At 56.2% G+C, this 12848-nt stretch carries 8 protein-coding genes; all 8 read right to left on the reverse strand.

What is annotated here, in order from left to right; translation table 11 throughout:
* Positions 1-66: 66 nt before the first annotated feature.
* The 8 genes from ABO_RS00485 to ABO_RS00520 all read right to left on the reverse strand — a co-directional run bounded on the left by ABO_RS00485 (position 67) and on the right by ABO_RS00520 (position 12705).
* The gene (locus ABO_RS00485; RefSeq protein ID WP_011587395.1) at positions 67-540 is read right to left on the reverse strand and encodes an NfeD family protein; all 474 of its coding nucleotides are present in this window, start codon (positions 538-540) and stop codon (positions 67-69) included.
* Between the two features lie 216 nt (positions 541-756).
* Complete coding sequence (locus ABO_RS00490; protein ID WP_035461581.1) at positions 757-1245, reverse strand: FKBP-type peptidyl-prolyl cis-trans isomerase; 489 nt, start codon at positions 1243-1245, stop codon at positions 757-759.
* 295 nt (positions 1246-1540) lie between these two features.
* Entirely contained in the window at positions 1541-2095 is a 555-nt protein-coding gene (locus tag ABO_RS00495; RefSeq protein ID WP_011587397.1) for a cytochrome b, read from the reverse strand.
* A gap of 63 nt (positions 2096-2158) precedes the next feature.
* Positions 2159-3157, reverse strand: a complete 999-nt coding sequence (locus ABO_RS00500) for a lysophospholipid acyltransferase family protein (RefSeq protein WP_011587398.1) — start codon at positions 3155-3157, stop codon at positions 2159-2161.
* Positions 3150-4157 (reverse strand): MBL fold metallo-hydrolase, encoded by a 1008-nt coding sequence (locus tag ABO_RS00505; RefSeq protein ID WP_011587399.1) that lies wholly within the window; start codon positions 4155-4157, stop codon positions 3150-3152. Before ABO_RS00505 ends, ABO_RS00500 begins: the two co-directional genes overlap by 8 nt.
* Positions 4154-4609, reverse strand: a complete 456-nt coding sequence (locus ABO_RS00510) for a chemotaxis protein CheW (protein ID WP_011587400.1) — start codon at positions 4607-4609, stop codon at positions 4154-4156. The genes ABO_RS00505 and ABO_RS00510 overlap by 4 nt, the downstream gene beginning before the upstream one ends.
* A 72-nt stretch (positions 4610-4681) precedes the next feature.
* Positions 4682-5713: a chemotaxis protein CheB gene (locus ABO_RS00515; protein ID WP_011587401.1), complete on the reverse strand. Its 1032-nt coding sequence runs from the start codon at positions 5711-5713 to the stop codon at positions 4682-4684.
* Complete coding sequence (locus tag ABO_RS00520; RefSeq protein WP_041704569.1) at positions 5710-12705, reverse strand: Hpt domain-containing protein; 6996 nt, start codon at positions 12703-12705, stop codon at positions 5710-5712. The genes ABO_RS00515 and ABO_RS00520 overlap by 4 nt, the downstream gene beginning before the upstream one ends.
* Positions 12706-12848: the final 143 nt, after the last annotated feature.

Raw genomic sequence — 12848 nt, forward strand, 5'->3', positions numbered from 1 at the left:
TCCTTATTGTGTCGAAAGTCAAAGTAGCGATAAAAACGAAAAGTGGGATGTTCGACTGTCACGGAGTCAGTTTTTTTGAGTGTCTTGTGGGGATATCACGGGCCAAGGTTCCACGGTGAGCCAAAGCCCTTCGTGTTGGGTGATGCGCACTATATCCCCTGGATTAAGGGGGTGGCTGCATTGTGCCTGCCAGCGGGCACCGCGATAGTTTACGGTACCCGTGCCTTTGGCAAAGGCTTCAGCCACGGTGGCTCTGTGGCCGATCAAGCCAGCGCTGTCTTCTTCGCCTTCTCGTTGCTGTTCGCGGCCCATCAGTTTGTCGTTAAGAACGCGTCGCACAAAGACCAGTGATAACAGGCTGGTGATCGCGAAAACGGTGAGCTCCCAGGTGGTGTCGTCGAGCAGGCCAATAAATTTAAGGCTGCCCACCAACAAAGCGGCAATGCCGAAGAAAATCACAACCAGACCGGAAATGGCAAATTCGGCAATCACCAACGCGAGTCCTGCGATGATCCAGTAACTGTACTCCGGAAGATCCATGCCTGTGCCCCTTTGTATTATTCTGATGCACAAAGATAGCATGTTGATGGCAGGTACGTCGGTAGGAAAAGACTGAAAATGATATAGCGACAAGCTACGAGCTAGAACGCGGCCCTAAATCTATGGTTTTGTGCGGTTCACGGTAAAAGCGCGGGCGCAAGTGGATCGACCTGGAAAGCTTACCCCGCGTTGTAGCTCAGTGGCTCGACGCCAATTTTAGTGCTGGTGCCCACCAGCGCCATGGGCATGCTTATGGGCTATTTCCTCGTCGGTGGCATCACGAATATCTGTGATGTCGACAACGAAACGCAGAGCCTTACCCGCCAAGGGGTGATTGGCGTCCACGTCGACAGTTTTTAGGCCCACCTTCAGGATGGTGAGCATACGTGGGCCTTCGTCGGTGGAGACGGTGACGACTTTGCCTGGCTCAAGCTTACCAGCGTGTTTCAGGTACTTGCGGGAGATGCGTTGGAACAGCGTGTTGTCGTACTCACCATAGCCGTCTTCAGGGCTGATGGTCACATCCACGTTGTCGCCGGTCGCTCTTCCTTCCAGCGCTGATTCCAAGCCCTTGATGATATTGTTGTAACCATGCAGGTAGGCCATAGGCTCGCCGTTGTCTCGGGAATTTTCAATTTCGCTACCATCGTCGGCGTTGAAGAGGCGGTAGTGCAAGGTGGCGACCTTGTCATTTTGGATAGTCATGCAAGCTTCTCTTGGGGGAAAAAATGTGAGGAGCCGTTGGACGGCCCAGTGCACAGGCATTGTGCCGCCACAGCGGGGTACAGGCAATCTGCCCTCTTGCTTGCACAATAGTTTTCCGACCAGTGAGGGGCGGGTCTACAGTCTGTGCAGAAGGATTCGGGAGGCGAGGGTGGCCGGTGCTGTTTGTTTAGATGGGGAGCGTTAGCGTTGGTAGGAGACCGTTAGCAGGCGAGCCCTTTTCCACTCGACTGCACGTTGTCTCCTACACTGCACGGATAGAGGGAAATGAAGTCTATTACAGCGTGTCATTGTGTTTGCCTGGGAGCATGCGCTGTAGGGTCGTATCTCTGTTGATGAAATGGTGCCACAGTGCCCCTGCGATATGAATGACAACTAGCGTTAGCAGAATGGTCCACAGCACGTCTTTGTGAATGAACGCGATTTGCTTGGCTAGATCCATATTCACCGTTACCAGTTGAGGTACAGTGAGAGCGCCAAAAATTTCGATGCTCTTGCCAGCAAGCTGACGCATGGCAAAGCCGCTGAGGGGCATGGCCAAGATGACTATGTATAGCAGCCCATGCACAAGGCTGGATAATTGACGCTGCCAAACAGCACCAATCGGCGTCGGCCTAGGGTAAAGGGCGCGGCCATAAAGCCGAATGAGCATAACGACTAGGGCGGTTAGCCCTAAGGAAAAGTGTAGCATTTTCCACCATTCGCGCATGGGGTCACTTTTCTCGTAGAACTCATGAAGCTCTACGGCACCCCAGACCATCACCAGTAGCAAAACCACTAGCCAGTGAAGCCCTTTATGTAATGGGTGCCAGTTCGTCGGTTTAGTTGCCATAGTGCCCCCCTTTTTGTTAACCGAAGTTTACTAGTAGAAGGTTAACCAATGCTTAAGACTGTTTTACTGATCTTTGTCAGTGTCAGGGTGCAAGCCGAGAGACTTGCGGTCCTCCCCTTGTCGGATGCGGTGAAGCAATTGCAGGGAGTGTCTGTACCAATTGCGCCGACCGCGTGGGCCCCATTTGAAGCGCTTGTATGTCCATTGGTATTGGCCCGGATTGCGGTCAATACAACGCTGCAGGCCAGCGTTCATGGTGGTGAGGATTTCCATGGTATCGCTAGCCTGTTCGATTTCCGGGGCCTCCTCGAAATGGAGCTGGATATCTTTCACCCCACCCTCGCCACGGATGCACGAAACGATAAATACATGGGGCCGATAGCGTTGTACCAGTTTATCGATCAGGGCAGGGGTGGGCACCTCATAGCCAAAAAAAGGAACCACCGGATTGCTGCGGTTTCCCGGGTTATGGTCGGAGAGAATGCCTAAGGTGCCGCCAGCTTTCATGGCCGCCAGCGCTTTTTTGACCCCCTGACTATTGGTGGGAATGAGGACGGAGCCGGTGCGCTCCCGGGCCGCTTTGACCATGGCATCCATTAAGGTGGCCGGGTGGGGTTGGTACATGATTAAGGTCTTTTCGCGGTTTCCCTTATCGCCTAAATATAGATTGCTGATTTCCCAGCTCCCCTGGTGCAAGGACAACATGAGTACGGGGCGCTCGCTAGCGCAAGCATCGAGAAAGGCTTGTTCGCCGTGGATCTGGGTAACTCGGGCAAGGGTCTCTTGGACCGGGCGGTGCCAGACATGGCTGAATTCGGTGAGGGTGCGCCCCAGTTCCGCCATGCTACGGCGACCGATGCGTTTGGCTTCGGCCAAGGACATGCTTGGGTGGGTCGCAAGCAAGTTAATTAGCACCACTCGATAGGCGCTGGCGTAGCGTAGCGGCGCCAGGGTAATCAGGGTGGCTACAAATGCGCCGAAAGCGGTGGCCAAGGGTAATGGTAACCAAGCCAGTAGACGAACCACCAGCCACAGGCGGCGGCCTTGATATTGTTTATTCATGTGTTAGTTCAATGGTCAGGGTTTCGCCGTGTTGCGGAACCTGAAAATGTACGTGTTCGATGTGTTGCTCTGAGAGTGCTTTGGCCAAGGCTTTCGGCGGTGCATCCATGGGTTCATCCGTCAGCACGAAGGTGCCCCAATGCATGGCGAGAGACTGACGAGCTTGGATATCTTGATGAATTTTTACCGCCTCCGCGGGATTAATGTGCACAGGGGACATAAACCAGCGCGGCTCATAGGCTCCAATGGGCAATAATGCCAGATCTACCGGTCCGAATACCTTAGCAATTTCGTTAAATAATGGTGCATAACCGGTGTCTCCCGCAAAATAGAGGCTGAAATCCGGGAAATTTAGGCGCCAGCTGCACCACAGTGTTTGGTTGTGGTCGTTAGGGCCGCGCCCGCTGAAGTGCTGGGCGGGCAGGCAGAAAGCCTCGACCTGGCCGTGATAGTCACTTTGCCACCAGCCTAGCTCGATGATTCTTTCTACCCCCAGTTTGCGCAGCCAGGGAGCAATACCTTCGGGCACGAACCAAAGAATATCGCGGCCGAAACGTTTCTGTAATTGTTTTACTGAGGCTTTATCTAGGTGGTCATAGTGGTTGTGCGATATCAATACCGCATTGATGTCGGGCAGCTGATCCACGGTCAGTGCCGGCGGTACCGCCCGTTTCGGCCCCGCAAAGCTAAAGGGTGAGCAGCGGTCGGAGAACACCGGGTCGGTGAGCAGGTTCCAGCCATGGTGCTGGAACAGGTAAGTAGCGTGACCGATCCAGGTAATCTGAGGCCGATGGCCTGGCTTGTGCAATTGCTCCGGGTCGGGTCTGTGTAATGGGAAGGACTGGTGCGCCGGGAAGCGCCCTCGGGAGTCCCATTGCCAGCGCAAAAAAGCACCGAGGCCGTGGTGTGGGGTGGCAAAGCGGTTGCGAAACGGTTTCCCGCTGCGGGGGCTGGTGGACTCTTCCGCCGCCAGGATGGCTAGTCTGTCACGATCAATCATGCCGGTTTCTGCAGCCCCGCCACGGCGCCTTCAATGGCGTCTAGATCAGGAATCACCGCTAGGTCGCCACCGACCTGAATGTACATGGTTTCAGCAGGTCCGGTATCCATCGGTTCTTCCACCGGGTCATCTTTGCTCACTTTCAGTAGACGAGGAATCCCTTGCACTATCATGGCATAAAAGGGTACTTGGCTAGTCACCGTATTCAGCACTGCTATACGAGCATCCTGACCAATGGTGACCTGGCCTGACTCGTTGAGTTTTTCGAATGACAGCAGCGGGATTTGCTGGTCGCGCCAACTTAGCCAACCCAGCAGCCACTCCGGTCCATGGCCAGGACGATCTGGTTGGCGCAGTGGAATCACCTCAGCCACCACAATATTGGGCACCAGCCAAGGGCGCCCCTGCATAGGGATCAGCAGACTGGAAATATCGGAGGGCAACTGCGCCATAGTGCTGTTCCTTCTTTTGTCATCGTGTCTCTCGTCGCGGGCTGCGGGGCCGAGCACGAGCCGTTACGGTTGTTAATACTCTGGATGCATTGGGAATGGGTTTTGTGTCAGTTCCCTTCTTACTCGTTCCACCAGTTGTAGTGCAAGTTGTTCTGGTGAGCCGCTAAAGCTCACGCAGCCGGTTTCGCGTACCGAATCCGGTTGGCTGCTGACCGCGCAGGTTTCTGCGCTTTGTGCCCATACCGGGCAGCCAGTGGCTGCCAGACGCGGGGCGGCGATAGCACCGTCGTTGCCCATTCCGGAAAATAGAATGGCCCCGCATGCGCGAGCAAAGCCTTCGCCCCCATACTGGATCACCTGGTCGATGGACGGCGCATAGGGGCCTTCCCAGGGTGCACCGGTTGACTGGATACGGCCGTCGTGACGAAAGCGTACTGCATATTTCACCGGCACAATGGCCAGCTCTCCGTGGCGCAGGGCTTCACCATCAACCCCGATCTTGCAATGAATCGAGTTGTCTCGGCCCAGCACCCCGCACAGGGTATCTAGAAAGCGCCCGTCAATGTGTTGTGCCAGAACAAAGGCCACTGGCAGATTGGCCGGCAGGCAGTCAAGAAACCGTTTCACCGCGGCCGGTCCGCCCAAGCTGGCGCCCAGTACCCACACTTGCCGGGGCCGGTCGCCGGGGCGAATGGCATGAAACTCCCGAGGCTGGGGAATGCGTACTTGGGGCGGGCGCGCGGGAATTACCTCAAGCCGCTCTTCTGCTGCCGGTTTGCCGATAAAACTCACCAGTTTGGTGACTAGGCGCCGTTCCCATTTGGGATAGAGGACGTCGGTGCGAGCCGGTGCCTGGCCGTCACAAAACAGGATCGGCACTTCAGCTCGCTCCAGCAGGTCATCAAGAAACTGCTGCCAGCGATCTTCACTGGACAGATCAACGACCAGCAGATCCAGCGCGTCAGTTTCCAGCCAGCGATCCTCCAAGGTTTCGGGTTCGGTGCTGACTACGACCTGATAACCCTGGCTTTTCACTGCGCTGGAGAGCAGGTGCCCTTGCAATGTGCTGTCGGCAATAACGCCAACACGCCCGGGCGCGGTCATCCGTTATCCACTTCCTGCAGTTCACCAAGCAGCTCGCGAATGGTGGAAAGCAGTTCGCTCTCTTGGAACGGTTTGCCGATGTAGCAGTTAACGCCAATATCGAAGGCCCGTTCGCGGTGCTTCTCGCCGGTACGGGAGGTGATCATGATGATTGGCACATTTTGTAAGCGGCTGTCGTGCCGCACATGGCTGGCCACTTCGAAACCGTCCATGCGGGGCATTTCGATATCCAGCAGCATTACATCCGGGCGAATATCTTCCAGCTTGGCAATGGCATCCATGCCGTCCTTGGCGGTGACCACTTCGTAGCCATTACGTTCCAGCAAGCGGGTGGTCACTTTGCGCACGGTAACCGAGTCATCAGTGACCATGACCAGCGGAGTTTCGCGTTGGGGTAGGGCTTCTTCTTCGGGTTCTTGAGGCAGGGCCGGAACCGCCTCATCCGAGATAAGGGCAGTGGTTTGCACATGAGCGGCACGAATCAGGGAATGGATATCAAGAATGATGACTACGGAACCATCCCCGAGGATGGTGGCGCCGCTGATGCCGGCTATGGTCGCTAGCTGCGGGCCTACGGCTTTGACCACCACTTCCCGGGAACCAACTAGTTCATCTACCACAATAGCCACGGTATGTTCGGTACTGCGAATTAGCAGTACCGGCATGGGGGTGGTTTGATTCTCCAAATGCGGTACACGGTTGCCGTGAACAAAGTGCCCCAGATACTGTAACTGGTAATCTTGGCCCACATAGGTATAGACCGGGTTCTCTTCTTCGAAGTAGTGCTGTAATTCGAAGGGGCTGATTCGCACGATGCCTTCGATCTGATTCAACGGGATTGCGTAGGAATCGTCGGCGGCTTTTACCATCAAGGCGCGGTTCATGGCCAAGGTGAACGGCAGCCGAATGATGAAGCGTGTACCTTGCCCTTTATGGGAGTCGATGGCGACTGAACCCCCCATTTGCTTGATTTCGCTGGCCACCACGTCCATGCCTACTCCGCGGCCTGAGATCTGAGTTACTGCGGCGGCAGTAGAGAAACCGGCGTGGAAGATGAATTGTTGGATTTCCTGTTCGCAGAGTTGGGCGTCTTCGGCGATTAGGCCTTGTTCTATTGCTTTCTCGCGCACCGCATCGGTGTCGATACCCTTGCCATCATCGGAGAGGGTGATGACAACCTCTCCTCCTTCGCGGCCCAGTTCGAGGTTTATATGTCCAGTAGGGTTCTTGCCTGCGGCATTGCGAGCATCACCGGTTTCGATGCCATGATCCACGGCATTACGGAGCATATGCTCTAGTGGGGCGACCACGCGCTCCATCAGGGAGCGATCCAGTTCCCCTTCCGGATTGATCACATCGAAGTCTACCCGCTTATCCACTTCACCGGAGATTTGGCGAACAATACGGCGCAGCCGTGGCACCAAACGGCTGAATGGCACCATGCGGGTGCGCATCAGCTTTTCCTGCAGCTCGGTATTAATGCGCGCTTGCTGTAGTAGCAAGGTTTCCGTGTCTTTATTACGGTCCAGCAGGGTGTTCTTCAGGTCTAGCAAGTCAGAGGCGGACTCGGAGAGCTGCTTGGCAATCTGGTGCAGTTCGGAGTACTGGTCCATTTCCAGCGGATCGAAGTCCTCGTCGTGTTCGCCGAGATCCACGCCCTTCTGATAGTTGGACATGATGTGCGCTTCTGTTTCCGAGTCCAATCGGCGTAATTGTTCGTAGAGGCGCTGTACGGTGTTGCCCATCTCTTCTACGTTGAAGGCAAACTCAGTGATGCCCTGCTCGACCCGGCCACGGTTGATAGAGGTTTCCCCGGCTAGGTTTACCAATGCTTCAAGAACATCGGCGCCGACTCGAACCATTTCCTGTGGTTGCGCTTGAGCCTGTCGCTGACGGCGGGCGTCTTTTTGCGGTTGCTGGGGGGCCGGCTGAGGAGGGGCGGTTAGTAAGGTATTAAGCTGATCGGTGGTGTTTGCCCCCTGGGCGGCGGGCGTATTGGCTCGTGCCGCCGCCGCGACGGACTCCATGCCCCGGTTGATTTGATCATGCCAGCGGAGCATGGGCTGGAAATCGCTTGGTGCCGGGGTTTGACGACGACGCTCCAGCGCCAGTAAATAGTTTTCAAAATTGTGGCTGATATCACCCAGTTGCTTGAGCCCGGCCAGCCGTGCACCGCCTTTAAGGGTATGTAGCGCCCGTTTTAAGTCGTCGGTGAAGTCTGTGCTTTGCGGATTATCCCTCCAGGAGGTTAGGCAGGCATTAATGATTTCCGATAATTCTTCGGACTCCTCCAGGAAAATATTCAGAATCTCAGGGTCGCTGTCCGCTTGCCATGCATCATCAGCCGCCGGGGTTGATGATGCGGATTCATGGCTGGTCGCGGGAGGGTTTTGCTCAACCACGTCGGCAGAGGGGGGGCTGGGGTGTACCGTTTGTATGGCTGATAATGCGGGCAAGGCAAAGGTTACGGGGTTAGCCATATAGTCGTGGATAGCGGCGATCAGTACCCCGCCATTTGGCAGCGGTTGGTTGGTTCTCAGTGCCTCCACCATCTCAGCCAGTTGGTCATGACAGCGGTGAAGCAAATCAAATAAGCTGGGTTCGATAGCCAGTTGGCTTTGGGCCAGTCCTTCGTACAGGGTTTCCAGTTCATGGCCTAGGTCTCCCAGCTCCGGGACTTCGGCCATGCGAGCCCCCCCTTTGAGGGTGTGCAGATCCCGTTGTAGGGATTGCAGTTCAATCAGGTTGTCCTGTTGACTGATCCACAATTCCAGACTGTTGCCGGCAGACTCAAGAATTTCATCCGCTTCTTCCAGAAAAATTTCCACCAACTCTGGGTCGCGCTTCGGTTGAGGGGGCACATCAATGGACGCGGGTGCGTCCTCAATCGTAATGGGGGCGCCAGTGGTGTTGGGTTGTGGGGTGGCCAAGCTGTTTTTTTGCTCGCTATGTTCAGCATGATCGGCAGGGGGAGTGTTGGCCTGCAGATTTTCGATCATCATTGCCAGGCTGTCGTGGCATTGGTGCAGTAGGTGGAACAGCGCCGCGTGGGATTCCAGTTGCCCCGCGTTATAGCTTTCGTAAAGGTTTTCCAGTTCGTGGGCCAGGTCTTCCACCGGAGCGACACCGGCCATGCGCGCGCCGCCTTTCAGGGTGTGCAGGTCACGCTGCAGGCTGCTGATGTTGCTGTTGTCGCCGGCCTCCCACTGGTCGAGGCTGTGGCTGGCGGACTCGAGGATTTCCTCGGCCTCTTCCAGGAACAGCGCCATTAGCTCCGGGTCCATGTGGGCTTCGTAGCGGTGACTATCCGTGGTGTGTTCAGCCCGTTGGGTCACTACAACTGTGCTGCCCAGTGTAATGTCGCTGCTGCTGTCGGCCAGGCTGCCGTTAGGGTCGTCGCCTCCCGTCAGCTTACGCAGGGCCTCTACTAATTCTTGTTTCGCGTGGACGGTCTGGCCGGCGGCCAGGCAGTCCATCATATTCATCAGCGCTTCTTGGCCTTCACTAGCTAAGGTGAATAGACGCTCGCTGTAAGCCAGATGAGCGCTCTGCACCGCGCTGTAACAGCCCGTCAGCGCTGCTGCCAGATCGTGGATTTCGTTGAGGTCGGAGGTGGCAGCACTGTTGGCAAGCCGTTCCAATGCATCGCGCAGGTGCACCAGTTCATCGGTGTGCTCGGGGTGCTGTGCCCACTGGCTTAGTAGTGGCTCCGAATCTACGATCAGATCCATGCCTTCGGATAGGAAAATAGAAAGAATGTGCGGGTCTGGATCGTTGCTGCTGCTATCTTGCAGTTGATCGCGTTGCTGATTCAGGGAGTGGACCAATTCGTCGGCGCCAGGTAGATGACCTGGGGGGCGCGAGGTGATTTTATCCAGGCTGGCGAGAATCAAGTCATGGGTTTTAGCCAGTAGAGTTATCTGCTGCTGGTTGGCCCGGCGGTTGCTGCTAATCAGATCCCGTGTCAGTTTTTCTGCTGGCTCGGCTACTTCGGCTACTGCTTCGATTTCGGCCATCCGCGCGCTGCCCATAAGAGTATGTAGGGCACGGTGGACACCGTCATCCACCGGGTGCTCGGACAGGTCGGTGTCGTTGTTGGCCAGCCATTGAGCAATTAGTGCCAGGCTGCGACGGGCTTCGCTGGAAAAGATTTCCAGCAACATGGGGTCTGGGCCACTTTCGTTGCTGTCCTCTTCAAAGGGGGCGCAGCTCATGTCCGGGATGTCGGATAGGCTTTCTATGGATGCATTGCTGGTATCGCTATCAGCGTCGTCAGCGGGTTCCTGTTCTGGTAAATCCAGGCTGATGCCTTCGTCGATTCCAGTGGGATCGTTGTCCGCTGGAAGCAGGTATACATCATCCCTGCTGCTCTCTGTCTCCCAAGGATTGAGGGCGTCTTCGCTGGCAGCAGCTTCAAAGGCGGCCAGGTCCTCAGTGGACAGGTCATTGTCGGCAGGCTCGCAATTAGCGCTGTCGCTTAGTGCTGGTTCGGTTAGTTCTAGGTTCTCGTTTTCGCTGGCGTTGTCTAGAGTGATGTATTCAGCGTCCGCAGGGCTGTCAAGAGTGGCATCGGCGGTGGTGTCCATGACGATGTCGTCGAGAATTCCTGCGTTGTCATTGCTGTGGGTGGTGTTGCTAGCCGCACCGGCCAAGGTGGGGACCTGCCTGATCTGGCTACCATTGGCTAGGGTGTCGGCGGCGTCGATTAAAGGCTGTACGTCGAATGGGTCGGTTTGGCGCAGCGTAAAAGCATCGACCAATGCAGGTACTCGGTTACGGACTTCCTGCACCAGGGCAATCAGCACGGCGCTGGGCTCAATGGTTCGGTCGATAACCCGGTTGAGCATATTTTCCACGGACCAGCCCAGTTCGCCCACGGTGCTGGCGCCGACCATGCGGCCAGATCCTTTCAGCGTGTGGAAGGCGCGGCGGAATTCTACCAAGGATTCTTCATCGCTGGTGTTGGCGACCCAGCGAGGGAAGTACTGGTCTAGTGCGTCCAGCACCTCGCCTACTTCTTCCTGAAAGATCTCAATGATTTCGTCATCAATCAGATCATCGTCTTGCGCCTGAGTTTCGGTAGCCGCTGTAGCGGGTGTTTGCGGTTCCTCTTCTGGTTCAGCCGGTAAGGTGATTTCCTGGGGGGAATTGATCCGCGCCTCATCGTTGCTGCTATTGTTATCTTGCGGTTCGGCTTTATCAGTAAAACCGGACCAGGCGTCCATATCATGTTCCAGGGCGCTGCTACCCATGTCCGAAGTGGCTAGTTCAATGGATTTAACATCACTATCGACAAAGTTTTGTTCTTCTAGCAGTGGATAGCCCAGAATTTCCACACTGGAACGGGCCAGCTGGAGGATATCGTCGGTGGTTTCCGGGTCGTCACTCAGACGCTCTAGGTAATATTCTACTGAGGTAATGGCGTCAGCTAGGGTGTCCATGCTGCGCCAGTCAGGCTTGGGCTTATCTACGGCGAGTAGCTTTTCTTCGATGAATTGCACGCACTGCTGCAAAATCAGCGCGGGTTTGCCCAGCTGAATCACCTCCAGACCGCCGCGCACGGCATTCAGGCGTGCTGGTACCTCTTGCAGGGGCTCGGGGTTCCATTGTGAGGCGATGAATTCCACGATGCCGTCTTTGGCTTCTTCCAGTCCAGCGCGGCATTCGCGAAGTACAGCATCCATCGCTTGGCCTACATGGCTAGGCATATCGTCGCCTTGGCGATTGTGGCTGGCGTTACGGCGGTCGCCGCCGATACCCGCCAAGGTTGCTTCTACATAGAGCAGCGCGCCGGCGATATCCATCAGGGTTTCACGTTCGGCAGGTGCTTTGCCGGCCACGATACCTTCCATAGCGTGCAGTTGTTCTTCCACCAGCGCCCGAGGTTGGCCAAGGCCCAGTACGGCCACGGTGTCGGCCACCTGTTTCAGGGTAAGGGTAAGGGGCTGCAGCTTGCTGGTGTCGGAGTCGCCGCTGTGAACAAAATGCTCCAGGGTGTCTTTGACGGTAGTGAGTTCTTCGGAAAGCGCCTGCACCACGGAGCTCATGGCCTGGGCGTCCGGGCCGGTCATCCGCTGGCGCTCTGTGTTGACTAGGTCATCGGAGGGCAGTGCCTCGTCCAGCCGAAAACGGGCCTGGACATCACGGATGCGGGGGCTGTCCACGTCGGCTTTGGCCACGTAGTAAAGAAGGTTCTTGATCAGATCGGTGGGGGCGGGGCGGTTGAGGCTGGCGGCGCCGTCCACAGCCAGCTCCCGCAGATTGCGATCGACGTGGCCGAGCATGAGTTTCACCGAAGAGCCAAGGATAATGGCGTCTTCTGAAAGCCCTTCTACCAGTGCATTACTAATCGACCATAGCGGTGCACGAGGCGCGTCGCCGGTGACTTGCTCCAGCTTGGTGAAAACCTTGGCCATGTAGCCCAGGTTCTTGCCTATATTATCGTTACGCAGAATGCCGAGCAGGGCGGTTTGGAACATCTGGCGGATCTTTTTCGCCAGCTGGGTAAAGTGGGGATCGTTGAGCTTGTCGTCACGAATCTGGCCTTGGCCGGTTGCTTCGCTGAGGTCCGGCTTGAATAGGGCGGTTTCCGACAATAGCGATTCACCGCGCGCTGCGCGCAGATCATTGAGCAGCGGCAGCAGGACCACCGGCAGGTCACGGCGGTTGCTGGCGACTCGGTCTAGGTACGGGGGCAGCTGCAGGATCGCCCGCATCAGGGTTTCCTGACTGTCAGCCACATTGCTCACGCTGCCGTTGAGCAGGGCTTGGGCTAGTTTCTCCATTTCCTCGGCGAACAGTGCCGCACCGTAGAACTCAACCATCTGCAAGGTGCCGTACACCTGATGCAGGTGGGTCTGACAGAAGCGCATACGAGTGGTGTCGTTCGGATTGTTCTCGAACGATTCCAATGTCTGCTGCGCTTGGTTCAGGGTTTCCTGGATTTCCCCGCGAACCCAGTCCAGAGCCAGATAATCGTGACGGTCACTCATGACGTCTCCTGTCATATATAAACCCGCCTTTTGGGTGGGACGGCTTTTTTAATGCGCAACATGCAGCATCCTCGTGTTGATGATTGCTGCTTAGTGCTACCCCAAGTTTTTTTCTTTTATGCGTGCCGCGTGTTGTTTTATTT

The sequence above is a fragment of the Alcanivorax borkumensis SK2 genome (assembly GCF_000009365.1).
GTDB classification, from domain to species: Bacteria; Pseudomonadota; Gammaproteobacteria; order Pseudomonadales; family Alcanivoracaceae; genus Alcanivorax; species Alcanivorax borkumensis.